25 protein-coding genes are annotated in these 23,921 nt (G+C 70.8%); 13 read left to right on the top strand and 12 right to left on the bottom strand.

Going from position 1 to position 23,921, the window contains the following annotated elements:
- Positions 1 to 84: 84 nt before the first annotated feature.
- The 6 genes from ACFQU3_RS02980 (at position 85) to ACFQU3_RS02955 (ending at position 6,176) form a co-directional block, all read left to right on the top strand.
- A complete protein-coding gene (locus tag ACFQU3_RS02980) occupies positions 85 to 747 on the top strand; it encodes a heme-copper oxidase subunit III (protein ID WP_385906235.1) in 663 nt (220 codons plus the stop codon).
- A 60-nt stretch (positions 748 to 807) separates the two neighbouring features.
- The gene (locus tag ACFQU3_RS02975) at positions 808 to 1,617 is read left to right on the top strand and encodes a c-type cytochrome (RefSeq protein ID WP_385906232.1); all 810 of its coding nucleotides are present in this window, start codon (positions 808 to 810) and stop codon (positions 1,615 to 1,617) included.
- A gap of 49 nt (positions 1,618 to 1,666) precedes the next feature.
- Positions 1,667 to 2,776, top strand: a complete 1,110-nt coding sequence (locus tag ACFQU3_RS02970) for a Rieske 2Fe-2S domain-containing protein (protein ID WP_385906229.1) — start codon at positions 1,667 to 1,669, stop codon at positions 2,774 to 2,776.
- Positions 2,773 to 4,533: a cytochrome bc complex cytochrome b subunit gene (locus tag ACFQU3_RS02965; RefSeq protein ID WP_385906226.1), complete on the top strand. Its 1,761-nt coding sequence runs from the start codon at positions 2,773 to 2,775 to the stop codon at positions 4,531 to 4,533. The genes ACFQU3_RS02970 and ACFQU3_RS02965 overlap by 4 nt, the downstream gene beginning before the upstream one ends.
- A 119-nt stretch (positions 4,534 to 4,652) precedes the next feature.
- Entirely contained in the window at positions 4,653 to 5,006 is a 354-nt protein-coding gene (locus tag ACFQU3_RS02960) for a metallopeptidase family protein (protein ID WP_385906224.1), read from the top strand.
- A gap of 312 nt (positions 5,007 to 5,318) precedes the next feature.
- A complete protein-coding gene (locus ACFQU3_RS02955; protein WP_385906221.1) occupies positions 5,319 to 6,176 on the top strand; it encodes an NAD-dependent epimerase/dehydratase family protein in 858 nt (285 codons plus the stop codon).
- Positions 6,177 to 6,266: 90 nt separating this feature from the next.
- On the opposite strand, the gene ACFQU3_RS02950 is transcribed toward ACFQU3_RS02955, so the two are convergent.
- From ACFQU3_RS02950 to coxB, 3 genes are read right to left on the bottom strand one after another with little or no spacing between them, the layout of a single operon-like run.
- Positions 6,267 to 6,668, bottom strand: coding sequence for a cytochrome c oxidase subunit 4 (locus ACFQU3_RS02950; RefSeq protein ID WP_385906218.1), 402 nt, complete (start codon positions 6,666 to 6,668; stop codon positions 6,267 to 6,269).
- Positions 6,669 to 6,673: 5 nt separating this feature from the next.
- The gene (gene ctaD, locus ACFQU3_RS02945) at positions 6,674 to 8,440 is read right to left on the bottom strand and encodes a cytochrome c oxidase subunit I (protein WP_385906216.1); all 1,767 of its coding nucleotides are present in this window, start codon (positions 8,438 to 8,440) and stop codon (positions 6,674 to 6,676) included.
- Positions 8,440 to 9,330 (bottom strand): cytochrome c oxidase subunit II, encoded by an 891-nt coding sequence (coxB, locus tag ACFQU3_RS02940; RefSeq protein WP_385906606.1) that lies wholly within the window; start codon positions 9,328 to 9,330, stop codon positions 8,440 to 8,442. The genes ctaD and coxB overlap by 1 nt, the downstream gene beginning before the upstream one ends.
- A gap of 192 nt (positions 9,331 to 9,522) precedes the next feature.
- On the opposite strand from coxB, the gene ACFQU3_RS02935 reads away from it, so the two are divergent.
- Positions 9,523 to 10,737 (top strand): cysteine desulfurase family protein, encoded by a 1,215-nt coding sequence (locus ACFQU3_RS02935; protein WP_385906213.1) that lies wholly within the window; start codon positions 9,523 to 9,525, stop codon positions 10,735 to 10,737.
- A gap of 29 nt (positions 10,738 to 10,766) precedes the next feature.
- Entirely contained in the window at positions 10,767 to 11,021 is a 255-nt protein-coding gene (locus tag ACFQU3_RS02930; protein WP_385906604.1) for a sulfurtransferase TusA family protein, read from the top strand.
- Here ACFQU3_RS02930 and aat read toward each other — a convergent pair.
- The 6 genes from aat to ACFQU3_RS02900 all read right to left on the bottom strand — a co-directional run bounded on the left by aat (position 10,990) and on the right by ACFQU3_RS02900 (position 16,450).
- Complete coding sequence (gene aat, locus ACFQU3_RS02925) at positions 10,990 to 11,664, bottom strand: leucyl/phenylalanyl-tRNA--protein transferase (RefSeq protein WP_385906210.1); 675 nt, start codon at positions 11,662 to 11,664, stop codon at positions 10,990 to 10,992. The genes ACFQU3_RS02930 and aat overlap by 32 nt on opposite strands.
- A 73-nt stretch (positions 11,665 to 11,737) precedes the next feature.
- Complete coding sequence (locus ACFQU3_RS02920; protein ID WP_385906207.1) at positions 11,738 to 12,724, bottom strand: carbohydrate kinase family protein; 987 nt, start codon at positions 12,722 to 12,724, stop codon at positions 11,738 to 11,740.
- A 74-nt stretch (positions 12,725 to 12,798) separates the two neighbouring features.
- The gene (gene erpA, locus ACFQU3_RS02915) at positions 12,799 to 13,176 is read right to left on the bottom strand and encodes an iron-sulfur cluster insertion protein ErpA (protein WP_045192555.1); all 378 of its coding nucleotides are present in this window, start codon (positions 13,174 to 13,176) and stop codon (positions 12,799 to 12,801) included.
- Between the two features lie 128 nt (positions 13,177 to 13,304).
- Positions 13,305 to 14,471 carry a glycerate kinase gene (locus tag ACFQU3_RS02910; protein WP_385906204.1) on the bottom strand — a complete coding sequence of 389 codons (1,167 nt, stop codon included), beginning with the start codon at positions 14,469 to 14,471 and terminating at the stop codon, positions 13,305 to 13,307.
- A 60-nt stretch (positions 14,472 to 14,531) separates the two neighbouring features.
- Positions 14,532 to 15,623, bottom strand: coding sequence for an S-adenosylmethionine:tRNA ribosyltransferase-isomerase (locus tag ACFQU3_RS02905; RefSeq protein WP_385906201.1), 1,092 nt, complete (start codon positions 15,621 to 15,623; stop codon positions 14,532 to 14,534).
- On the bottom strand, positions 15,620 to 16,450 hold the full coding sequence (locus ACFQU3_RS02900) for an SDR family NAD(P)-dependent oxidoreductase (protein ID WP_385906198.1): 831 nt from the start codon (positions 16,448 to 16,450) through the stop codon (positions 15,620 to 15,622). Before ACFQU3_RS02900 ends, ACFQU3_RS02905 begins: the two co-directional genes overlap by 4 nt.
- A gap of 182 nt (positions 16,451 to 16,632) precedes the next feature.
- Here ACFQU3_RS02900 and nadA point away from each other — a divergent pair, with 182 nt between their 5' ends.
- Positions 16,633 to 17,844: a quinolinate synthase NadA gene (gene nadA / locus ACFQU3_RS02895; protein ID WP_385906195.1), complete on the top strand. Its 1,212-nt coding sequence runs from the start codon at positions 16,633 to 16,635 to the stop codon at positions 17,842 to 17,844.
- 6 nt (positions 17,845 to 17,850) lie between these two features.
- Complete coding sequence (locus tag ACFQU3_RS02890) at positions 17,851 to 18,642, top strand: metallophosphoesterase family protein (RefSeq protein ID WP_385906192.1); 792 nt, start codon at positions 17,851 to 17,853, stop codon at positions 18,640 to 18,642.
- Between the two features lie 17 nt (positions 18,643 to 18,659).
- Here the strand turns inward: ACFQU3_RS02890 and ACFQU3_RS02885 are convergent, their stop codons facing one another.
- A complete protein-coding gene (locus ACFQU3_RS02885) occupies positions 18,660 to 20,024 on the bottom strand; it encodes a dipeptidase (RefSeq protein ID WP_385906189.1) in 1,365 nt (454 codons plus the stop codon).
- A gap of 95 nt (positions 20,025 to 20,119) precedes the next feature.
- Between ACFQU3_RS02885 and ACFQU3_RS02880 the strand changes: the two genes are divergently transcribed.
- From ACFQU3_RS02880 to ACFQU3_RS02870, 3 genes are all read left to right on the top strand, one after another.
- A complete protein-coding gene (locus tag ACFQU3_RS02880; protein WP_385906186.1) occupies positions 20,120 to 20,941 on the top strand; it encodes a class I SAM-dependent methyltransferase in 822 nt (273 codons plus the stop codon).
- A gap of 31 nt (positions 20,942 to 20,972) precedes the next feature.
- Positions 20,973 to 21,560, top strand: a complete 588-nt coding sequence (locus ACFQU3_RS02875; RefSeq protein ID WP_385906183.1) for a protein-L-isoaspartate O-methyltransferase — start codon at positions 20,973 to 20,975, stop codon at positions 21,558 to 21,560.
- Between the two features lie 67 nt (positions 21,561 to 21,627).
- The gene (locus ACFQU3_RS02870) at positions 21,628 to 22,209 is read left to right on the top strand and encodes a DUF3043 domain-containing protein (RefSeq protein ID WP_385906181.1); all 582 of its coding nucleotides are present in this window, start codon (positions 21,628 to 21,630) and stop codon (positions 22,207 to 22,209) included.
- 86 nt (positions 22,210 to 22,295) lie between these two features.
- Here ACFQU3_RS02870 and ACFQU3_RS02865 read toward each other — a convergent pair whose 3' ends face one another.
- Positions 22,296 to 23,681, bottom strand: coding sequence for a serine hydrolase domain-containing protein (locus tag ACFQU3_RS02865; RefSeq protein WP_385906178.1), 1,386 nt, complete (start codon positions 23,679 to 23,681; stop codon positions 22,296 to 22,298).
- Positions 23,678 to 23,893 (bottom strand): hypothetical protein, encoded by a 216-nt coding sequence (locus tag ACFQU3_RS02860; RefSeq protein WP_385906175.1) that lies wholly within the window; start codon positions 23,891 to 23,893, stop codon positions 23,678 to 23,680. The genes ACFQU3_RS02865 and ACFQU3_RS02860 overlap by 4 nt, the downstream gene beginning before the upstream one ends.
- Between the last annotated feature and the right edge of the window lie 28 nt (positions 23,894 to 23,921).

Genomic DNA, 23,921 nt, shown 5'->3' with positions numbered 1-23,921 from the left:
ATGGTCACGAATCCTCTACACCCGCGCGAGAAACCGCCCCGTAGCGGGGGGTCCCTCGCACAGCCGGACAGGAATGTGGGAATAATGTCCAACGTGGCGACAGCATCGGCAGTTCCTTCAAGCGCAGTAGCGACTCACGCCCACCACGGGCCGGCGACCCGCCCCAACATGGTTGCCGTCGGCACCATGGTGTGGCTCTCCAGCGAGCTGATGTTCTTCGCGGGTCTGTTCGCCGTCTACTTCCAGCTCCGGTCGGTCCGTGGCGACCTGTGGGCGGAGCAGACCGAGAAGCTGAACCTGCCGTTCGCGAGCGTCAACTGCCTCGTGCTCGTCGTCTCCTCCGTCTGGTGCCAGCTCGGCGTCTGGAAGGCCGAGCGCGGGCAGAAGGCGCGCACCGGCAAGCTCCTGGACCTCAGGGGCTGGGGTATGCGCGAGTGGTACGTGCTGACCTACTTCTTCGGCGCCTTCTTCATCGCCGGCCAGGTCATGGAGTACGCCGAGCTCGTCCACGAGAACGTCACGCTGAGCTCCGACGCCTACGGCTCCGTCTTCTTCATGGCGACCGGCTTCCACGGCCTGCACGTCACGGGTGGCCTCATCGCCTTCCTGCTCATCATCGCCCGCACGTTCACGACCCGCCGCTACACGCACGCCAACGCCACCGGCGCGGTCGTGACGTCGTACTACTGGCACTTCGTCGACGTCGTGTGGATCGCCCTCTTCGCCACCATCTACATCCTGCGCTGACCCCGGCATGAGCGCCCAGCCGCACCCGACCACCCTCACCTTGGACGACAGGACCCCACAGTGAACGCCTTGGCCGCCCGACGCCGACACCCCGCCGCGATCGCGGTGCTGCTGCTGCTCGGCCTTCTCGTGACCGGTGGCGCCTACTCCTTCCTGGCGCCCAAGGACGCCAACGCCTCCGCGCCGACCGCTGCGGCCGACGCCGTCGCCGAGGGCAAGGACCTCTTCGTCGCCAACTGCGCCACCTGTCACGGCCTGGGTGCGCAGGGCACCAAGTCCGGCCCGTCCCTCGTGGGCGTCGGTGCCGCGTCGGTCGACTTCCAGGTCGGCACCGGCCGTATGCCGCTCGCCGGGCCCAACGTGCAGGCCCCCCAGAACAAGGTGAAGTTCGACGACGAGCAGATCGCCGCGCTGGCCGCCTTCGTCGCCTCGCTCGGCCCGGGACCGTCGGTGCCCGACGAGGAGTACACCACCGTCATCAAGCCCGGCACCGAAGAGAACAACAAGGCGATCGCCGAGGGCGGCGAGATCTTCCGCGTCAACTGCGCGATGTGCCACAACTTCGCCGGCGCCGGTGGCGCGCTGACCCGCGGCAAGTACGCCCCCGCCCTCGAGGGCACGACGCCGAAGCACATCTACGAGGCCATGGCCACCGGTCCGCAGTCGATGCCCGTCTTCAACGACACCAACCTGACGCCCGAGGCGAAGCAGAAGGTCATCTCCTACCTCAAGGCGCAGGAGAACGAGACGAACGTCGGCGGCCTGACCCTCGGCAACCTCGGCCCCGTCTCCGAGGGCCTGTTCGCCTGGATCTTCGCCCTGGGCATCCTCATCGGATGCGCCGTCTGGCTGGGCAAGAAGGCCGCATGACCCCGCGCTGCATCGTCCCGATCACGAACGACGACAGGACCACGACCCGATGAACGACCACGAGACCACGGACCACGGGAAGAGCACCGCGCTCGTCCCGGCAGCCGGCGACGGCCACGACCTGCTGCCCGCGTCGCTGATCACGGACGCCGACCAGTTCGACAACCCGGGTCTTCCGCCGCACGTGCACCGCGCCGCCGACGACGACCCTGCAGCGGCCAAGCGCGCGGAGCGCCAGGTCGCCACGATGTTCGGCCTGTCGATGCTCGCCGCGCTCGTCTTCGTCGTCAGCTACTTCGCCATCTCCGACGAGGCCACGTTCTTCTTCCCGGGCATCGGCCGCGCGAAGACGCAGAACATCGTCCTCGGCCTGTCGCTCGGGATCTCGATCTTCCTCATCGGCATCGGTGCCGTGCACTGGGCCAAGACGCTCATGTCCGACGAGGAGATCGTCGAGGAGCGCCACCTGCAGGCCTCCACCGCCGAGCAGCGCGCCAAGGCCGTCTCCGTCGTCAACGAGGGGGTCGACTCGACGCACCTCACCCGTCGCCCGCTGCTCAAGTACTCCCTCGGCGGCGCGCTCGGCCTCTTCGCCCTTCCGCTCGGCCTCCAGGTCGCCGGCTCGCTCGGGCCCGTCACGGTCGAGGAGCTCAAGCACACCATCTGGGACCCGAAGGACAACGGCGGCAAGCCGATCCGGCTCATGCGCGACCCGGAGATGACCCCGATCCGCTTCGACGAGGTCACGTCCGGTTCCGTCTTCCACGTCATGCCGGAGACGCTCCAGAAGTACCTCGACGAGGGCAAGCACGTCCTCGAGGCCAAGGCCAAGGCCGCGGTCATCCTCATCCGTCTCGACCCCGACCTGATCAAGGTGCAGAAGGCCAAGGACTGGGGCGTCGACGGCGTCGTCGCCTACTCCAAGATCTGCACCCACGTCGGCTGCGCCGTCGGCCTGTACGAGCAGCAGACCCACCACCTGCTCTGCCCGTGCCACCAGTCGACCTTCGACCTCACCGAGGACTGCGCAGTCATCTTCGGACCGGCCAAGCGGCCGCTGCCGCAACTCAAGATCACCGTCGACGACGCGGGATACCTCGTCGCCCCCGAGGGCTTTGCCGAGCCCGTGGGACCGAGCTTCTGGGAGCGTGCGCGATGAGCACCGTCAACCAAACTCGCCCCGCCGACGCCCTACGCGCCGGCGACCGTCAGGCCGACGAGCGCGCGTCGGCCAGCAAGCCTCTCGGTGGTGTCACGGGCTGGCTGGACGACCGACTCGGTGCCGCGAAGGGCGTCTCCTTCCTGGCCAAGAAGGTCTTCCCCGACCACTGGTCGTTCATGCTCGGCGAGATCGCGATGTACTCGATGATCGTCTGCCTGCTGACCGGTGCGTTCCTGACGTTCTGGTTCATCCCGAGCGCCAGCCCGGTCGTCTACGACGGCTCGTACGTCCCCCTTCAGGGTGTGACGATGTCCGACGCCTACCGCTCGACGCTGGGGATCTCGTTCGACATCCGCGGCGGCCTGCTCATCCGGCAGATCCACCACTGGGCCGCCCTGGTCTTCATCGTGGCGGTCTTCGTGCACATGGCGCGCGTGTTCTTCACCGGCGCCTTCCGCAAGCCGCGTGAGATCAACTGGGTGTTCGGCACGATCCTGTCGATGCTCGCCTGCATCGAGGGCTTCGCCGGCTACTCGCTCCCCGACGACCTGCTCTCGGGCACCGGCATCCGGGCCATGAACGGCTTCGTCCAGTCGATCCCGGTCATCGGGTCGTACATGTCGTACTTCATCTTCGGTGGCGCGTTCCCCGGTGAGGCGATCATCCCGCGCCTGTACTCCGCGCACGTGCTGCTCATCCCCGCCATCCTCGTAGGCCTCTTCACGGCCCACATCCTGCTCGTGTTCCTGCACAAGCACACGCAGTTCCCGGGCCCGGGCCGCACGAACAACAACGTCGTGGGCTACCCGCTCATGCCGGTGTACATCGCCAAGGCCGGCGGCTTCTTCTTCATCGTCTTCGGCGTCATCGCGCTCATCTCGGCGGTCGTCACGATCAACCCGATCTGGGCGTACGGGCCCTACGACCCGTCGCCCATCACCGCCGGTTCCCAGCCCGACTGGTACATGGGCTTCGCCGACGGCGCCCTGCGCCTGCTGCCCGGCTTCCTCGAGTTCGAGACGTTCGGCTTCACGTGGAGCATGAACATCTTCCCGGGCTCGATCCTGCTGCTGCCCATCATGTGGGGCATCATCGGCGCCTACCCGTTCGTGGAGGCCTGGGTCACGGGTGACAAGCGCGAGCACCACCTGCTCGACCGCCCGCGCAACAACCCGACCCGCACCGCGATCGGTGTCGCCGGCATCACGATGTACGTCGTGCTCTTCTTCGCCGCAGGCAACGACCTCATGGCGATCAAGCTGCACCTGTCCATCAACGACATCACGCAGGCGCTGCGCGTGCTCTTCTTCATCGGGCCGCCCATCGCGTTCTGGATCACGAAGCGGATCTGCCTCAGCCTCCAGCGGGCGGACCGCCAGAAGGTGCTCCACGGGCGCGAGACCGGCACGATCTGGCGGTACGCCGACGGTCGCTTCGAGGAGATCCACGCGCCGCTCACGCCGGAGGAGCGCTGGGTGCTCGTCCAGCACGAGGCCCTCGAGCCGCTGCAGCTCACGGCGGCCAAGGACGCCAACGGTGTCGACAGCCCGGTCGCACGCAAGGAGCGGATCCGCGCGAAGGTCTCGAACTTCTACTTCCGTGACCGGGTCGCCCCGCCCACGCCGACGGAGCTCGAGGCAGCGCACCACGCGCACGAGGTCCACGCCGAGCCTGCCGTCGAGCACGAGGCCATCGAGCCCGCGGGTGTCGGCCAGGAGCGCGAGACGATCAAGGCGGACCGGCAGCACGACTGAGAGACCGGCGCCGGCTCACCGGCGCACGCAGTGACGAAGAGAGGGACCTCCCGTTCGGGTGGTCCCTCTCTTCGTCTGCTGCGTGAGGCCTGTTCGGCCCGTCGTGACAGACTCACCGCATGCACCACCTGTCCGACGCGGAGTTCGAGGACGCCGTCGGCGAGGCCCTCGACTCGATCCCGCCCGAGCTGGCCCAGGCGATGAACAACGTCGTCGTCCTCGTCGAGCAGGAACCTCCTCCCGATGACCCAGAGCTTCTCGGCGTCTACGACGGCACTCCCCTGACCGAACGCGACTCGTGGTGGGACGCCGGCGCCCTCCCGGATCGCATCACGATCTTCCAGGGCCCCCTGGAGCGCCTCTGCGACACCCCCGAGCAGCTGCGCGACGAGATCGCCATCACCGTCGTGCACGAGATCGCACACCACTTCGGCATCGACGACGACCACCTGCACGAGCTCGGGTGGGGCTGAGAACCTCGCCGGACGAGGCGACCGGCGCGCGTCTCGCACCCCGGACAGTTTGTCCGTTCCGGGTGGGCAGGCTCTTTACGCCGATCCCGGCCGGGTCTACGGTCGAAAGACCGTCAAACCGATCGGATGGAGGTGCTAGTCGATGTTCTCTCCCACACGATCGCACTGCGAGCCGCTCGGGCCGTGACGGCCGGATCGGATGAAGGGGAAGGCCCACGCGGTCTTCCCCTTCGCATGCCCCTTCGCATGCCGCCTCCGCCTGCCGGGCGGCCTGCCGCCTTCGCACGTACGCGGGACGGTTAGGGTGCGGACATGACGACCACACCTGAGCACATCGTCGTGACCGGAGCCGCCGGCAAAGCCGGCCGGGCCGCCGTGGCCGAGCTTCTCGAGCACGGCTACCGAGTCACCGCGACGGACCTGACACCGGAACCCGAGCGGCTCGGCACGGCATACCTGAGGGCTGACCTCCTCGACCACGGGCAGGTCCTGGACGTCCTGGAAGGTGCGGACGCCGTCGTGCACCTGGCCAACATCCCGGCGCCCGGGCTTCGGCCCGCCGCGCTCACGCTCACCACGAACACGACGATGAACGCGCACGTCTTCCTGACCGCCAGGTCCCTGGGCCTGCGCAAGGTCGTCTGGGCCTCGAGCGAGACGACGCTCGGCCTGGCCTTCGGTCCGGACACTCCCCCGCGCTACGCGCCGGTCGACGAGGACCACTTCCCGCACCCGGAGTCCACGTACGCGTTGTCCAAGGTGATGACGGAGACGATGGCGGAGCACGTCAGCGCCTGGAGCGGCATCCCCTTCGTGGGGCTGCGGTTCTCCAACATCTTCACCGACGAGGACTACCGACGGGTCCCGTCCTTCCAGGCAGACCCCCGCGACCGCATGTGGAACCTGTGGGGCTACATCGACGTGCGTGACGCGGCCGCCTCGTGTCGCAACGCCCTCGAGGCCGAGACCACCGGATCGGTCAACGTCATCATCGCCTGCGACGACACGATCATGGAGCGGCCCTCCGCCGAGCTGCTGGCAGAGGTCTTCCCGGACGTCGAGGTGCGCGGGGTGCTCGAGGGCCACGAGACCCTGCTGTCCAACGCCCGCGCCAAGAGCGTCATCGGCTTCCAGCCGCGCCACGGCTGGCGGCAGGGGCTCCCCGCCTGACGTGGCGTCGGTCGCCCAGGGGCCGGCCAGCAGGACGATGAAGGGCCCCGGTCGACGACCGGGGCCCTTCTCGTGTGCGTGGGCGGTGCGTCAGATGGAGTACTCGCCCGAGAAGGACTCGAACACCCAGAGGCAGACCGCGACGACGCCGAGGGACGCGCCGATGATGAACAGCCACCAACCGATGGCCAGGCCCGCGAACATCAGGGCACCGGCACCCGCGAGCCAGAGCGGGGTCCACGAGCTGGCCACGAAGTAGCCGTAGTTGCCCTCCGCGTCCTCGATCTCACCGGCCGCGTTGTCCTCGGGACGCAGCGGCAGCTTCTTGCCCGTCATCCAGAGGTAGAAGCCGCTGAGTGCGAAGAGCATGGCCGTCAGGACCAGGGCCGTGACGCCGATGGGCTCCTCCCACTTCGACCAGAAGCCGTAGATGAGCGTGACGGGCACGAAGAAGACGAACAGGTACAGGAAGAGCTTGGTCTCGACGCGCATCGGGGTCAGTCCTCACGCTTCTCGGTGCCGGTGGTGGTCTTCGCGGGTGCGCCGACGTCAGCCGGTCCCATGACCTGGACGAGGGTGCTCTGGTCGGCGACGGGTGCGACGCCGGCCGCAGCCTCGGGGTGGTGCAGGTCGAACGCCGGTCGTTCGGACCGGATCCGCGGCAGCGACGTGAAGTTGTGGCGCGGCGGCGGGCACGAGGTCGCCCACTCGAGGGAGGCGCCGTAGCCCCACGGGTCGTCGGACTCGACGAGGGGGGCGCTTCGCCACGTCTTCCAGACGTTGTAGGCGAACGGGATCATCGACGCGCCGAGCAGGAAGGCGCCGACGCTCGAGACGATGTTCGCGAGCTGGAAGCCCTCCTCCGGCAGGTAGTCGGCGTAACGACGGGCCATGCCCTCGACGCCGAGCCAGTGCTGGATGAGGAACGTCATGTGGAAGCCGATGAACAGCATCCAGAAGTGGATCTTGCCGAGCGTCTCGTCGAGCATCCGGCCGGTCAGCTTGGGCCACCAGAAGTAGTAGCCGGCAAACATCGCGAAGACCACGGTGCCGAAGACCGTGTAGTGGAAGTGCGCGACGACGAAGTAGCTGTCGGACAGGTGGAAGTCGAGCGCAGGGCTGGACAGGATGATGCCGGTCAGGCCGCCGAACAGGAACGTCGCGAGGAAGCCCATCGCCCACAGCATCGGCGTGGCCATGACGACCTTGCCGCCCCACATCGTGCCGATCCAGTTGAAGAACTTCACACCTGTGGGCACGGCGATGAGCATCGTCATGACCGCGAAGAACGGTAGGAGCACCTGCCCGGTGACGTACATGTGGTGCGCCCAGACGCTCGCCGAGAGGGCCGCGATGGCGATCGTGGCGAAGACGAGGGTCTTGTAGCCGAAGATCGGCTTGCGCGAGAAGACCGGCAGGACCTCACTGATGATGCCGAAGAACGGCAGCGCGATGATGTAGACCTCCGGGTGCCCGAAGAACCAGAACATGTGCTGCCACAACATCGCTCCGTTGTTCTCGGCGTCGAAGATGTGCATCCCGAAGCGGCGGTCACCACCGAGCGCGAACAGCGCAGCGGCCAGGATCGGGAAGACGAGGATCGCCAGCAGCGCGGTGATCAGCACCGTCCAGGTGAAGATCGGCATCCGGAACATCGTCATGCCGGGCGCGCGCATGCAGATGATCGTCGTGATGAAGTTGACGGCGCCGAGGATCGTGCCGAAGCCCGCGAACGCGAGGCCGAAGACCCACAGGTCACCGCCGAGGCCCGGCGTGTAGCTGACGTCGGAGAGCGGCGCGTAGGCGAACCAGCCGAACGCGGCTGCACCGGCCGGCGTCAGGAAGCCTGCCGTCGCGATGAGCCCACCGAAGAGGTAGAGCCAGTACGCGAACATGTTGAGGCGCGGGAACGCCACGTCGGGCGCACCGATCTGCAGCGGCATCACGGCGTTGGCGAAGCCGGCGAAGAGCGGCGTCGCGAACAGCAGCAGCATGATCGTGCCGTGCATCGTGAACAGCTGGTTGTACTGGTCGGGGTTGTCGACGACCTGCAGGCCCGGGGCGAGGAGCTCGGCGCGGATGAGCAGCGCCATGACGCCGCCGAGCAGGAAGAAGACGAACGACGTGATGAAGTAGAGGTTGCCGATGACCTTGTGGTCGGTCGTCGTCACCCACTTCACGAACGTCTGGCCCTTGGCCAGCCGCGGCCGGGCGACGGTCAGGCCCGGGGCCTGCGCCTCACGGTTGTACGTGGTGGAGGTCATCAGTTGCTCCCAGTGCGGGCGGGTGCGGGGATCTTGTCGATGTCGGCCTGAACCATCTTCTCGCGGCTCACGTCGACGGGGATGAGACCCTTCTGGCCGATGGAGGCGAGGCGCGCCATCTCCTGGTCGTACTCCGCCTGCGGGACGACCTTGACCATGAAGAGCATCTGCGAGTGGTAGGCGCCGCAGAGCTCGGCGCACTTGCCCTGGAAGGTGCCGATCTGCGTGGGCGTCAGCTGGAACTTGTTGGTCTTGCCCGGAAGGATGTCCATCTTCATCATGAACGCCGGCACCCAGAAGCTGTGGATGACGTCACGGGCGTTGAGGACGAACTCGACGCGCTTGTTGACCGGCAGGTAGAGGACCGGCATCTGGGCGCGCTTGCCCTCGGAGCCGTCGAGCTCGGTGTGCACCCCGCTCTCGTGCACGTCGGAGTCGACGTAGTTGAAGTCCCAGCTCCACTGCTTGGCGACGACGCTGACCGTGAGGTCCTTCTTCGTGCTCGTGTCGACGAGGGCAGCCTCGTCACGCGCCGTGTAGTAGAAGAAGACGGCCACCATGAACACCGGGATGACGGTGTAGAGCAGCTCCATCGGCACGTTGTAGCGCAGCTGCACCGGCAGCGTCTCGTCGCCCTTGCGCTTGCGGAAGCGGATGGCGGCGTAGAGCATCAGGCCCCAGGTGATGGCACCGACGGCCAGGGTCGCGATCCAGCTGCCGATCCACAGGTCGGAGACCCGCTGGCCGCTGTCGGAGACCACCGGGGGCAGGTATCCGTCCGACGCCCGGTAGGCGCATCCGCTGAGGGCGAAGGCCGCAAGAGCAGCGACTCCGCCGACGCGGGCCGCCCGGCGTCGCCGCCCGGTCTCCGTCACCACCTGCGTCACCACCGGCGACGCGGGAGGCGTCGCAGCTGGGGTGTCTTCGTGCTCAGGCACCAGGTGCACCTTTCGTTCCGTACGTGGGCGCGCGCTGCGCGCGTCGAACGTGTTCACGTCAAACCGTCGGGGCCGCAAAGCCCACGGCGCAACCCTACCGTCCCGCTCGTCACACTGTCCGCAGGGGGCGGCTAACGTTGCGGCGTGGTCAGTCACGATCCCGGCACGAACGTCGGACGCCCGGTGCCGGCCCCCGCGCAGGCCTCCCGGCGCCTGCTCGACGCGTCCGCCGGGCCCCTCCACCCGGTGGCCCGCGACACCCTGCTGGCGGCGCTCGAGGTGGGCTGGGCCGACCCCGCGCGACTCCACGCGGAGGGCCGCCGGGCGCGCGCCCTGCTCGACCGCTCGCGAGAGGTCCTGGCCGCGGGGCTGGGGGTGCGGCCGAGCGAGGTCAGTCTGCTGCCCAGCGGGCCGACCGCGCTGGCCCGGGCCGTCGACGGCGTGCTGTATGCCGCCCGCCGGCGTGGCGCGCGCACCGTGGCCTCCGCGGTCGAGCACTCCGCGGTGCTCGTGCCCGGCCGGGCCCGGGCGGCCGGCGCCGACGACGCCGACCTGCTCGACGAGGTGGCGGTGGACGCGACCGGTCGTGTCGACCTCGACGCGTGGCGCGAGGCGGTGGGACACCCCGGCACCGTGGTCGCGGTCCTGCAGAGCGCGAACGGGGAGGTCGGCACCCGGCAACCGCTCGCCGCGGCCCGGGCGGCCGCGGTCTCCCACGGCGCACCTCTCGTCGTGGACGCGATGGCCTCGCTCGGGCGTGACGACGTGCCGGCCGACTGGGACGTACTCGTCGGCGACGCACGTTCGTGGGGTGGTCCCCCGCTCGGCATCCTCGTCGTCCGCGAAGGCGTGCGGTGGCACTGGTCCGAGTCGCGCGCCGACGTCGAGGAGGGTCGCACCGACGTCACCCCGTGGGTGCCCCTGGCCCTCGCCGCCGCCGAGGCGTGGCAGCAGACCGCCGCGACGCGCGCGGCCGACGCGGCCTTGGCCCACTCCCTGGTCGACGACATCCGGGCAGCCGCAGCGGTCGTCCCCGACACCGAGGTCGTGGGTCACACCGTCGACCGCCTCCCCCACGTCGTGACGTTCTCGAGCCTCTACGTCGACGGCGAAGCCGTCGTGGGTGCCTTCGACGAGGCCGGCTTCGCCGTGGCGAGCGGCTCGGCCTGCACGTCCAGCACCCTCGAGCCGAGCCACGTCCTCGCCGCCATGGGCGTGCTGACCCACGGCAACGTGCGCCTGACACTGCCGCTGCCTGCCGTGTCGCCCGGGATCTCCGACGACGTCGCGGCGTTCACCGCAGCCATCGCACCGACCATCCGGGCCGTGCGCGACCAGCTCGGGGTCGGGGACCTGTGAGCGGCGAGGAGCCGGACTTCGGCCCACCCATGGTCCGTGACGCCGTCGTCGACGCCCGCGGCCAGCGCTGCCCTCTGCCCGTCATCCGGCTCGCCCGCGCCGTGCAGGACGAGCCGGACCTGCGCGCCGTCACGGTCCTCGCGACCGACCCGGCCGCCGCGCACGACATCCCCGCCTGGTGCCGCATGCGCGGGCACCGCTTCGTCGACGCGCGCGACGAGGGTGACCACACGGCATACGTCGTCGAGGTGCTCAGGCCCAGCAGACCGGCAGCGGGGCGCTGAGCACCGTCGGCAGGGTCGCGAGGTACTCCTCGCGCGGCACCTCGCGGACCCCCAGCGTCGCCAGGTGCGGCGTCTGCCACTGCACGTCGACGAGACGGCGCGGGTCGGCGTCGGCGAGGAGGAGGTCGCACAGGCCGACGAGCGCGACCTTGGAGGCGTCGCGCGCGTGGTGGAACATCGACTCCCCGGCGAAGAGGCCGCCGATCGCGACGCCGTAGAGGCCGCCCACGAGCTCACCGTCCTGCCACGTCTCCACGGAGTGCGCCCAGCCGGCCCGGTGCAGCTCGACGTACGCGTCGACGATCTGCGGCGTGATCCAACGGCCCTCGCGGTCGGGCGACGCGCACGCCTCGACGACCTCGCGGAAGCAGGTGTCGACCCGGATCTCGAAGTGGGCGACGGCCTTGTGCAGGGACCGGCTGACCCGCAGCTCGCGCGGGCGCAGGATGCCTCGCGGGTCGGGCGACCACCACCCGATCGGCTCGCTGCCGTGGTCACCGATACCCATCGGGAAGACACCGATCGAGTAGGCCTCGTAGAGGGTCGCGACCTCGAGGTCGGCCCCGATGCCGATGAGGTCCTCCCCCGCTGGCACGCGGTCGAGCGCGAAGTCCCAGGGGGTCGGCTGCGGCGGCGTCGGCACGGTCGGCTCGCGGGTCTCGGGGCGGTCTCGGGTCTCGTCGTCCGCCGTCAGGCGGACTCGGTCGACGACGGCGTCACGGCCGGGGGCACGTGACGTGGGGACCGATCTCGTCGGCCGACTCCGTGCCGTAGGCCTCCGCGAGCCGTTCGAGGAACCGGGCCTTGCCGAGGACGTACTCCTGGGTGCCGACCGTCTCGATGACGTAGGTCGCGAGCATCGAGCCCAGCTCGGCGCACCGCCGGACGGGCAGCCCGGCGGCGAGGCCGGTGAGGTATCCGGCGCGGAAGGCGTCGCCGACGCCGGTCGGGTCCGCCTTGCGGACCTCACGCGCGATGCCGACCTCGACGGGCTCCTCGCCCCTGACCCGGACGACGACGCCGTCCTTGCCGCGCGTCGTGACCTGCACCCGGACCGCCTGCGAGAGCTCCTCCTCGCTCCAGCCCGTCTTCTGACAGGTGAGATGGCTCTCGTACTCGTTGGTGAAGAGGTACTCGGCGCCCTCGATGAGGCGCGCGATGGTCGGACCGTCGCAGAATGCCAGCTGCTGCGACGGGTCGGCGGCGAAGGGGATGCCCCGCGAGCGGCACTCGTCGGAGTGGCGCAGCATCGCCTCGGGGTCGTTGGCCCCGACGACGACGAGGTCGAGGCCGCCGGCGCGCTGGGCGACGGGGCCGAGCTCGATGTCGCGGGCCTCGGTCATGGCGCCGGCGTAGAAGGTCGCGATCTGCGCCATGTCGCGGTCGGTCGTGCAGATGAAGCGGGCCGTGTGCTGTGACTCGGAGTAGTGCACGCCGGCGCAGTCGACGCCGTGGCGCTCCAGCCAGCTGCGGTAGTCGGTGAAGTCCTCTCCGACAGCCCCCACGAGCAACGGCCGCTGCCCGAGGTTGGCCATGCCGAACGCGATGTTCGCGGCCACCCCGCCTCGCCGGACCTGGAGGTCCTGGGTGAGGAACGACAACGAGATCTTGTCGAGCTGCTCGACCACGAGCGAGTCGGCGAAGAGCCCGTCGAAGGTCATCAGGTGGTCGGTCGCGATGGACCCGGTGATAGCGATCTGCACACCCCAGAACCTAGACGACGAAGGGCCCGACCGTGGCGGTCGGGCCCTTCGTGGGTGATCGGGTGAGGTGCGGCTCAGCTGAACGAGTCGCCGCAGGCGCAGCTGCTGCCGGCGTTGGGGTTGTCGATCGTGAAGCCCTGCTTCTCGATCGTGTCGGCGAAGTCGATGGTGGCGCCCTCGAGGTAGGGGCTGCTCATGCGGTCGACGACGACCTCGACGCCGTCGAAGTCGCGCACGAGGTCACCGTCGAGGGTGCGCTCGTCGAAGTAGAGCTGGTAGATCAGGCCGGAACAGCCGCCGGGCTGCACGCCCACACGGAGGCGGAGGTCGTCGCGACCCTCCTGCTCGAGCAGGCTCTTGACCTTGGTCGCCGCGACATCCGTCAGGACGACACCGTGGGCGGGAGCCTCGGTCTGAACCTCGGCGGGAGATGCGTTCGTCTCGACACTCATGTGTTGGTCCTTCACGTCGTGGAGCATGGGTCAGGAGTGACAACCCATGCCTCGCCGGATGTGTTCCCGGCGCTCCAAGGATACGTCGAGCCCGTGCCGATCCGTGCATCCTGCGCGTGTACCACGGCTCACGATGTGGACGGCGACCACGTCCGCGCCACCCGTGCCGTGCGGTCGGCCAGGCGGGCGGCGGGGTCAGCGAGGGCGGCAGCCACCTGGTCTGGGCGCTCCGCGACGGCATAGACCCCGGAGAGGCCGGCTGCCATCGCCTCCCGGCGTCCGACGAGGGACTGCCCCGGCACGACGATGGCGGGCACTCCGACCCGGCTGGCGGCCTCCGCGACACCGACGACGACCTTGCCGCTCAGGGACTGCCAGTCGAAGCTCCCCTCGCCCGTCACGACGAGGTCTGCGGAGGCCACGAGGTCGGTGAAACCGACGGCGTCGAGGACGGCCTCGACGCCGGAGACCCGACGCGCGCCGAGCAGGTGCAGCCCGTAGCCCAGGCCGCCGGCGGCGCCGGCGCCCGGCTCGCGCTCGGGCTTGAGGAGCGTGCCGGTGAGCAGGTCCCTGGCCGGCGGTCGCACGCGCGAGACGACGCTCGCGAAGTGCCCGAGCGCGCTCTCGAGCCGCTGAGCGTCCTCCTCGCTGGCGCCCTTCTGCTGAGCGAACACGGCACTCGCCCCCTTGAGCCCCAGCAGGGGCGAGTCGACGTCGCTGGCGATGACGAGGTCGACGCCCTTGAGGCGGTCCCGTGCGGCGTCCAGTCCTGCGAGGTCCTCCACCGTCGTCGCCTCGAGGGCGAGACCACCCCGCGCGAGGCGGGACGCGGGGCCGACGCCGAGCGTGGCGAGCAGCCCGGCGCCCGCGTCGTTGGTGCCCGACCCCCCGAGCCCGATGACGACACGTCGCGCCCCCGCGTCGAGTGCGGCGAGCAGGAGCGTGCCGACGCCGGCCGTCGTCGCCCGGGTGGGGTCGCGTTCGTCCGGTGCCAGCAGGTGCAGGCCCGCGGCCTGCGCCGACTCGACGTATGCCGTGCGGCCGGCCGCCCCGGTCGTGAGCAGGATCGTGCCCGGAACCTCGCGTCCGAGCGGGTCCGTCGTGACGAGCGCGAGGACCTCGCCCTCGAGGTTGTCGGCAAGGACGTCGACAAAGCCCGGGCCGCCGTCGGACAGCGGCACGAGGGTGAGCCGGTCATGCGGTGCAGAGCGAGCCCAACCGTCGGCCATCGCGGCGGCGGCCTGGCTCGCCGTGAGGGTTCCGGTGTAGCAGTCAGGGGCGATGATGACGTCCACGGCGGCATCCTCGCATCCGCGCCGGGTCAGGTGGTGGTCACGGGTCCGTGGTGGCTGGGCTCAGCGGGCTGGGAGGAACAGACCCGCGTCGCCGAACTCGTGCCACAGGTACCGGTGCGCCACCGCCTCGTCGTAGGCCCGCTGGGTCAGGCCGGCGCCGGCCACCGACTCGACGAGGAGCAGGTGCGAGGCGTCCGGGTTGTGCCACCCCGTGACGAGCCCGTCGACGACCCGGGCCGGGCGGTCGGGCGAGATCACGACGTCCGTCCAGCCCGCTGCCGCGTGCACGGTGCCGCTCTCGTCGGCCGCCGACTCGATGGCGCGCGTCGCCGTCGTGCCGACGGCGACGACGCGCCCACCGCGAGTGCGCACGAGGTTGACGAGCGCCGCCGTGTCGCCCGACACCGCGAACCGCTCGGGCTGTGGCGCCTCGCCGGCCTCCTGGGACGACAGCCCGGTGTGCAGCGTGATCGGTGCGATGTGGATGCCGGACGAGACGAGGCGCGTCACGAGCGCGGGCGTGAACGGCCGTCCCGCGCTCGCCATCTCCGCACTGCCCGGCAGCTGGGCGAAGACCGTCTGGTAGTCCGCGACCGGGAACCGTTCGCGGAGGTAGCCGTAGGCGATCGGTCGTCCGTGCCGCTCGAGGTGCGCGGCGAGAACGCAGTCGTCGAGCTCCACGGCCCGCCAGAGGCGGTTGCCGTGGCCCGTCGGCGACGAGTTGGGTCGCGGGTACGGCGTCTCGAGCCGGAGCCGAGGGCCACCCGCCGCGAGCTCGACGACGTCGCCCTCTACCGCGTCGAGCAGGGGCCTCGCGGCATCCGGTGCGCTCCGCAGCTCGACGACCCAGGTGCAGTCGTCGAGCTCCGTCGCGACGTGCACGACGACGGCCCCACGCCCCGGGACCCGGCCGTCGACCTCGCCGGCCACCGTCGCCGAGTTGTTGACGAGGAGCAGGTCGCCCGGGCCGAGATGGCCGCCGAGGTGGGCGAAGGTCGTGTGCGCGACCGTGGTGCCGCCCGCCGTCTCGGACGCCACGAGCAGCCGTATGCCGTCGCGCCGCAGTCCACGGGCCTCCGGCGGTGCGTCGGCCGTCAGGTCGCCGGTCTCGCGGAACACGGTGTGCGGGACGTGCGCCAATGACGTCGTCACGAGGCCACCCCCGGCGCGACCTCGCCCGTGAGGTCCGTCGTGAGGTCCGTCGTGCCGTCCGTCGTGCCGTTCGTCGTGCGGTCACTCGCCAGGTCCGCTGCGCGGTAGCGGCCGCTCTCCGGACGGGAGTCGATCAGGGTGAGGATCCCCGGCACGGCGACCTCCTCGGGCAGCGGCCGGTCGCTGATGTCCTCCCCCGCGAAGGCGGCCTGGTGCATCGCCGTTCGCATGTCGCCAGGATCGACGGCATACAGCGCGATGGTGGGGGTCTCGGCCGCCAGGGTCAGGGTGAGGTGGTCGAGGGCCGCCTTGGAGGCACCGTAACCGCCCCACGTCTCGTAGTGCTCGACCCCGGCGTCGGATGAGACGTCGATGACGGCGCCCTTCGCGGTCTCGAGCGCGGGCAGCAGGGACCGGACCAGCGCGTGCGGGGCCAGCACGTTGACGGCGAGGACCGCGGCGAGGTCGTCGGTGGTCAGGTCGCGGAGCGGGCGCAGCGGCACGGGACCGAGGGTGCTCGCGTTGTTGACGAGCAGGTCGAGGCCCGAGTTGCCGGTCACCTCGGCGACGAGGTCGACCACCTCGCCTCGGTGCACCGAGTCACTGACGTCGCCTGCGAGTCCCGCGACGACGTGGCCATGACGGCGCAGCGAGGCGACGGTGCTCAAGAGGGCGGACGCGTCGCGGGCCGTGACGACGAGGTCCCAGCCCCTCGCGGCGAGGGCCTCGGCGAGGGCTCGTCCCAGACCTTGCGTGGCTCCGGTGATGGTGGCGGTGGGCATCGTGACTCCTTGGGTCGTGACGTCGATGACCACAGCGTCAGACATCAAGTCGACTTGAAGTCAACCCCTCGCCCCGGCCCCTTCCCGCCTCTCCCCCGCAACACACCCAGCAACCCCCAACACACCGGGGTCCGACGCCGGTGCGTCGAGGACTTCTCGGTGTGTTGCGGGGTCTGGGGACCGGGGCCGCGGCGCTGGGACCCGGCCGAGCGGCATACGATCTGGGCATGACGACGGCACCGGCACCACTCCCGCTCCTCGTGCTCGGCCAGGGCACCGACCTGCGCACCGAGCGCGGCGTCGAGTGTCCCGGTGACCTGCCCGCACCGTCCGACCCCGGACTCGTCGAACGCGCCCGCGCCGCCAAGGCGGCCCTGGGCGACTCCGTCTTCGTCCTCGGGCACCACTACCAGCGCGACGAGGTCATCGAGTTCGCCGACGTGACGGGTGACTCCTTCAAGCTCGCGCGCGACGCCGCCGCCCGCCCCGATGCGCCCCACATCGTCTTCTGCGGCGTCCACTTCATGGCCGAGTCCGCCGACATCCTCACGAGCGACGAGCAGACGGTGATCCTCCCCGACCTGGCCGCAGGCTGCTCGATGGCCGACATGGCCGCGATCGCCCAGGTCGAGGACTGCTGGGACCAGCTCACGGCCGCGGGCGTCGCCGGACAGACGATCCCCGTGACGTACATGAACTCCTCCGCCGCGATCAAGGCGTTCACCGGTCGCCACGGCGGCACGATCTGCACGTCGTCGAACGCCCGCACCGCCCTCGACTGGGCCTTCGAGCAGGTCGGCGGGATCGAGAGCACCGACGGCACCGGCAAGGGCGCCGGCAAGGTGCTCTTTCTGCCAGACCAGCACCTGGGGCGAAACACGGCGGTGCGCGAGCTCGGCCTCTCCCTCGACGACTGCGTCCTGTGGGACCCGCACCGCCCCAACGGCGGCCTCACCCGCGAGCAGCTCGAGAACGCCCGGATGATCCTGTGGCGCGGGCACTGCTCGGTGCACGGCCGCTTCTCCGTCGACGCCGTCGAGGCCGCTCGCCGCGACATCCCCGGCGTCAAGGTCATCGTGCACCCCGAGTGCCGCTACGAGGTCGTCGAGCTCGCCGACGAGGTCGGGTCCACCGAGAAGATCATCCAGACGATCGCGGCCGCCCCTGACGGCACGTCCTGGGTCGTCGGCACCGAGCTCAACCTCGTGCGCCGGCTCTCGAAGCAGTTCCCCAACCAGCGGATCGCCTTCCTGGAGAAGAACGTCTGCTACTGCTCGACGATGAACCGCATCGACCTCCCGCACCTCGTGTGGGCCCTCGAGTCGCTCGTCGACGGCCGCGTCGTCAACCCGATCCGCGTCGACCCGACGGTGGCCGCCGAAGCCCGCGCCGCGCTCGACCGGATGCTCGCCCTGCCCGGCAAGACCCACAAGGACTGACGGCTGGTGCAGCCTGACCCCCGCGACCCCGACGGAGCGCTCCACCGGGTCGCCGTCGTCTCCGACGTGCACGGCAACGTCACCGGGTACGAAGCCGTGCTCGCGGACATCGCCCGCCGGGGCATCGAGCACGTCGTCAACCTCGGCGACGTGATCGGCAAGGGGCCCCGCGGGTCCGAGTGCATCCGCCTGACCCGGGAGCGGTGCGCGGCGACGGTGCGCGGCAACTGGGACGCGTTCATCGCCCGCGACGACGTGCAGCCGTGGGAGCACGCCCAGTGGGTGCGCGACGGCCTCTCCCCCTCCGAGCTGACCTGGCTCGCGCAGCTGCCCAACGTCCACGAGCTCGTCCTGAGCGGCCAGCCGATCCGCTTCTTCCACGCGTCGCCGGTCGACGAGTTCACTCGCGTCTTCGCTCCCACGAACGAGGCCGAGCACCGGGCGTTCGCCGCGCAGACGGAGTTCACGGGTGACGGCCCTGTGCCGACGATCGTCGGCTACGGCGACATCCACGGCGCGTACCTCTCCGTCGACTACGGCATCACCGTCTTCAACGCCGGCTCGATCGGCAACGCCCTCGATGCACCCGACGCGCCCTACGTCGTCCTCGAGGGCATTCTGCCGAGACCCGGCGAGACCGCCCCACCGGGGCAGGTCGGCATCACGTTCGTCCGGGTGCCCTACGACGTCGAGGCCGAGATCGCGGTCGCCGAGGAGCTGGGCATGCCGGGCGTCGAGGCGTACGCCCTCGAGCTGCGCGAGCAGCGGTACCGCGGGTCGGCGCTGCCCGCCTCGTGAGCGTCAGCTCGTGAGCGTCAGCGCCGCAGGGCGCCCAGACGCGCGAGGAGGACGGCCTCGGCCACGCACACCTTCTCGAACTCGCCGAGGTGCAGAGACTCGTTGGCGCCGTGGGCGCGCGTGTCGGGGTCCTCGACACCCGTCACGATGATCGACGCGTCCGGGAACCGGGCCGAGAAGTCCGAGATGAACGGGATCGACCCGCCCACACCCATGTCGACGGGCTCGGTGCCCCACGCGTCGGCGAAGGAGGCACGCGCCTCGTCGTAGACCGGGCCGTCGGCGTCGGCGGCGAAACCCCATCCGTGCTCCTCGAGCTCCACGGTGAGGCGGGCCCCCCACGGAGCGTTGGCCTCGAGGTGCTCGCGCACCCGGTCGAAGGCGACGAGTGGGTCCTGGGTCGGCGCCAGGCGGACCGAGATCTTGGCGGCAGCCTTGGCGGAGAGGGTGTTCGAGGCCTTGTCGATCGTCGTCGCGTCGATGCCGATCGTCGTGATGGACGGCTTGTTCCAGAGGCGGGAGAGGATCGAGCCGGAGCCGATGAGCGACACACCGTCGAGCAGTCCCGACTCCGCGCGGAAGCGCTTCTCGTCGTAGTCGATGTCGGCGGCCTCGCCGGCGTCGAGCCCGACGACGGCGACGTTGCCGTCGTCGTCGTGGAGCGAGGCGAGCAGGCGGACGAGCGCCGTGACGGCGTCCGGGGCGGCGCCACCGAACATGCCGGAGTGGACCGAGTGGTCGAGCGTCTGGACGCGGACGACGACGCGGATGCCGCCACGCAGGGTCGTCGTCAGGGCTGGTGTGCCGATGTCCCAGTTGCCGGAGTCGGCGATGACGATGGCGTCGGCCGCGAGGCGGTCGCCGTGCTTCTCCAGGATCGTGCCGAGCGACGGCGAGCCCGACTCCTCCTCGCCCTCGACGAAGACGGTCACACCGACGGGCAGGTTGCCGGCATGGGCGCGCAGCGCGGCGACGTGCGCCATGACGCCGGCCTTGTCGTCGGCGGCCCCCCGGCCGTAGAGGCGCCCGCCGCGCTCCTCCGGCTCGAACGGCGCGCTGTCCCAGTCGGCGTCGTCGCCTGGAGGCTGTACGTCGTGGTGCGCGTAGAGCGTCACGGTCGGTGCACCATCAGGACCGGCGATGTGGCCGATGACTGCCGGGCGGCCACCCTCGACGACGACCTCCACGTCGAGGCCCTCCCGGCGCAGCAGCTCGGCGACGGCTTGGGCGCTGCGCGCGACCTGGCTCTGGTCGAACGACGACGCCGAGACGCTCGGGATGCGCACGAGGTCCTCGAGGTCGGCACGCACCTGCGGCATGAGGTCGGCCACGCGGTCGCGGATCTGCTGGATCGTGGCGGGGGTGAGGGCGGCGTCAGTCACGGAGCCGACCCTACCCACCCGCCGGCTGTCCCTGAGACCGAGCCGCCCCGCGCGCCGGAGCTCGTGCCGTCGGGCCCCGTGGGTAGGTTCGCGGCGTGGGAGACAACGCTTTCGTCGCCGGCCAGGAGCCCTGGCTCGAACGGCTGGGCAACCTGCGCAACGTCGTGCGCCAGGAGCTGGTGACGCGCCAGCTGGCCGCCCACCTCCCCCGCGGTCCCCTGCGCGTCCTCGACGTGGGCGCCGGCCAGGGCACGCAGGCGCTCCGGCTCGCCCGACTCGGCCACTCGGTGACGGCGGTCGAGCCCGACGGGCGGATGCGAGGCGCGTTCGAGCAGGCGGCTCGTGGCCTGACGACCGGTCAGCGTGAGCGCGTCACCCTCGTCGCGACCGACCTGGCCGGGCTCGCGAGCGTCACGCGGCCCACGGCATACGACGTCGTGATGTGCCACGGCGTGCTCATGTACCTTCCCGAGAGCCGTGCGGCCGTCGCCGCCCTCGCCCGCCGAGTCGCTCCCGGTGGGGTGGTGTCGATCGTGTCCCGCAACGGCGACGCGATGGCGTGGCGCCCCGCGCGCCGGCACGACTGGGCCGCTGCGACCGCGATGCTCGACGAGCTGCGCCTCGCCGCCGACGAAGGCCGGGATGCCCGCTACCGCAACGAGATCGGGGTAGACGCACGCGCCGACACCCTCGCCTCGCTCACGGCTGACTGCGAGGACTCTGGCCTCGACGTGGCCCAGTGGTACGGCATCCGAGTCGCAAGCGACGACGTGCCGGTCGACGCGCCCGCGCCGCACGGCGACGAGCTGGCGACCCTGCTCGACGTCGAGGAGCGGCTCGGCGCGACCGACCCGTACCGTGCGCTGGGCACCCTGCTCCACGTCATCGCCCGTCCGCGAGGCCGAGCGACGGGGTGAACACTGCGGCAGGTCGTGCTTGACTCGACGGATGGGCACGGCTGACTCGGTGGACGAGGCCTTTCGGGCCGTCCCACGCGCGCGCTTCCTCCCCCGTCTCTCGCGTCCTCGTGCCCGTCACGACGTCCCCATCCTCATCGGGCACGGCCAGACGAACTCCCAGCCGCGCACCGTGGCCGACATGTTGCGCCTCCTCCAGGTCGAGCCCGGTCAACGGGTCCTCGACGTCGGCTCCGGATCCGGCTGGACGACCGCCCTGCTCGCGCACCTCACGGGACCGACCGGTGAGGTCGTCGGCGTCGAGCTCGAGCCCGACCTCGTGCGCTGGGGTGCGGAGAACCTCGCGAGCGTCCGGATGCCGTGGGCCCGGATCCAGCAACCGCGGCCTGGCGTCCTCGGTGACCCCGACCACGCACCGTGGGATCGCATCCTCGTGTCGGCCGAGGCGACCGCGCTGCCGCAGGCCCTCGTGGACCAGCTGGGCGAGCCCGGGCGCCTCGTCGTCCCCGTCTCGGGATCGATGACCCTCGTCGTGCGCGCCGGCGGCGTGGTGACGACGAGCACCCACGGTCGGTACCGGTTCGTCCCCCTGCGTGAGGTTCCAGGCGCTCCGGGCTGAGCGTCGGGTGTCGGGGTGCCCGTGGGCGCGATTCCGGGCCGCGCGCCTTTCGGCCTAGAGTGTGTCCGTGTTCGGACGCAAGAAGACCCTCAACGACGAGCTGGCCGCCCAGGCGGAGGCCGACCAGGCCGCGCGCCCCGGCGCGAAGAACCGGCCCACCCCCAAGCGCCGTGACCAGGAGGCCCTCAACAAGCGTCCGCTCATCGTCACCGACCGCAAGGCCGCGAGCAAGCAGGACAAGACGGCCCGCCGCGAGGCTATGGCCAAGCAGCGCGCCGGCATGCTCGTGGGAGACGAGAAGTACCTCCCGGTCCGCGACAAGGGCCCACGTCGCCGCTTCATCCGCGACTCGGTCGACGCCCGGTGGAACATCGGCGAGTTCATGCTCCCGATCATGCTCATCGTGCTGCTGCTCAGCTTCGTCCGCACGAGCTGGGCGCTGCTGCTCGTGTTCGTCCTCGTCTACGGCCTCATCCTCGTGGCGATCGGCGACGCGGTGCTCATGTGGCGCCGCACCCGCCGGAAGGTCGAGGCCAAGTTCGGCCACGCCGAGAAGGGCGACGCGTGGTACGCGATCATGCGCGCCTTCCAGATGCGCCGCACCCGCATGCCGAAGCCTCAGGTCGGCCGCGGCGAGCACCCCGCCTGACACCTGGGCCCACGGCGCCACCGTCGTTCGCATGACGCCTGGTTCTTGCCTGGGGCGGCCCACCCTGACCACCTGCGACCGGATGGTCAGGCCTGCAGGTCGGCGAAGGCCAGCGGCGCCCGCGTCACGGCATACGTCGCGAAGTAGAGCCGTTCGACCGATCCGTCGGCAGCTCTGACCACCTCGAGCACCTCTCCACGCTCGCGTCCCTCGACCGCGCGGTAACGGTCGGTCGCCTCGGCGGCGTACCGCGTCTCCGAAAGCGGCTCGTCGTCGGAGAGCCGCGACCACAGCTCGCCGCCGCGCACGAAGAAGGTGATCGGCGACCCCTCGGACCACCACAGCCCGAGGAGGTCCTCGAGGTCCGGTCGCGGCGCCTCGGGGACCCAGGCGCTCGCCAGCGACGGCTCGGCGTCCACGACTGCCTCGACGAGGTCGGTCGCGAGCGCGAGCGTCAGGGCACCCGAGGTGGCGTTGGCGAAGACGATGGCGCCGACCCCGTCCTTGCGGCGCACGCGCAGCCCGGTGAGGAAGCCGGGCATCGCGCCGCCGTGGCCGACGTAGACCCGGTCGCCGCGCCGGCCCATCCCGAACCCGAGGCCGTAGGCGCCGCTCCACCCGTCGACGTCGGTCATGATGAGCGGCCGGCACATCTCGTCGACCGTCTCGGGCCGCACGACGCGGTCGTCAGGGTTCGCGACGTACGCGGCGTAGCGCGCCATGTCCGCGACGGTCGACCAGAGGCCACCGAGCGGCGCGGTCGCGTTGAGCGTGAAGAGCGGCTCCTCTCGCGCCGTCCCGGCATACGGGTCGACCTGGTAGCCGACGGCGCGGTCGCTCGCCGGCGTCAGCCCGGTGCGCGTCATCCCGAGGGGCTCGAGCACGCGCTCACGCACGACGTCCTCCCACCCCTGCCCGGTGACCCGCTCGACGACCTGCCCGAGCAGGCCGTAGGCGAGGTTGGAGTAGTGGAACGCGTGGTGCGCCGGCAGCACCTGCTCGGCCTGCTCGACGCCGGTCAGGAACGCCGCCCGGTCCGGGGCCTCCAAGGTCTCCCAGATGTTGCCGACCGGCTCACGTTGCAGGCCTGAGGCGTGGGCGAGCATCTGCCGCAAAGGAACCCGTGCATGCCTGGTGCCGGGGAGGTACGCCTCGAGCGTGTCGTCGAGCGAGAGCCTGCCCTCGTCGCGCAGTGTCATGACCGCCAGTGCCGTGAACGTCTTCGTGACCGAGCCGATCATGTACTGCGTGTCGTCGCTGGCCGGCACCGGCTCGGGGGCGAGGCGGGCAGCCCCGACGTGGGCCGACCAGACGAGGGCGTCGCCGCGCACCACACCGACGCTGACGCCGGGTGAGCGCCAGCTGCGCTGGGCTGAGACCACGCGGCCCGTCAGGTCCCGCTCGAGCCCCGCGGAGAGCGCGGCGGACCGCCCGTCCCCCTCGCCGGATGCCGTGTGGGCCGCGCTGCTCACTCCGCGGCCCGCAGGCTCATCGGCCCGTAGACGACACTCCCGTTCTCGCGGAGCGTGACGGCTTCGACGCCGGCGGCGAGCAGGTCGCGCCAGGACTCGCCGAGATAGCTCTCGGCGTCGCTCTGGGTCGGGAAGCCCGTCGTCGTCAGGCCCTCCCCCTCCATCGTGTCTCCGTGGGCGTCGAGGAACAGCCAGGACCAGTCAGCGCTCATGCCGTCACCCTAGTTGGCCGGTCCGCGC

This window comes from Terrabacter sp. GCM10028922, from assembly GCF_042666095.1.
GTDB lineage: Bacteria > Actinomycetota > Actinomycetes > Actinomycetales > Dermatophilaceae > Terrabacter.
This window is presented reverse-complemented; position numbering and strand designations above follow the sequence as displayed.